1 protein-coding gene is annotated in these 383 nt (G+C 63.4%); it reads left to right on the forward strand.

What is annotated here, in order from left to right:
* The first annotated feature begins 99 nt into the window (after positions 1 to 99).
* Entirely contained in the window at positions 100 to 342 is a 243-nt protein-coding gene (locus I6F24_RS37405; RefSeq protein ID WP_225156630.1) for a DUF982 domain-containing protein, read from the forward strand.
* Positions 343 to 383: the final 41 nt, after the last annotated feature.

Below are 383 nucleotides of genomic sequence, written 5' to 3' on the forward strand. Positions count from 1 at the left end.
ACCAGAAACGGCCCGAAGAGGCGCGGGCCGCCTTCATCGCCGCTTCGCGAGAGGCCTTTCTGACGGTCCTGCCTGGCATGGAGCAGGAGGTGAAGGACGATGGAAACCGGGCCCTGGAATGAATGCGTTCCCGTTCGGATGCCGAACGACACGAAGATCCACATGGTGTCGAACACGCGCCAGGCGGCGGAGCTGCTAATGGAGCACTGGCCGGTCAGCCACGGCAAGGCCTATGAGAATGCGGTCGAAGTCTGCCAGGCGGCGCTTGAACGCGATTACCCCTCTTACGTGGCGCGGGCCGCCTTTGTCGCGGCAGCGAAAGAGGCACGCGTCATTCTGTGAATGGACGGCATCCGCGTGCGCAGTCCCTGTTCGTTGGAGAC

The sequence above is a fragment of the Bradyrhizobium sp. BRP23 genome, assembly GCF_020194135.1.
GTDB lineage: Bacteria > Pseudomonadota > Alphaproteobacteria > Rhizobiales > Xanthobacteraceae > Bradyrhizobium > Bradyrhizobium yuanmingense.

Coding starts and splice junctions, on each gene's coding strand:
- I6F24_RS37405 (WP_225156630.1), top strand. CDS start 100: ATGGAAACCGGGCCCTGGAATGAATGCGTTCCCGTTCGGATGCCGAAC.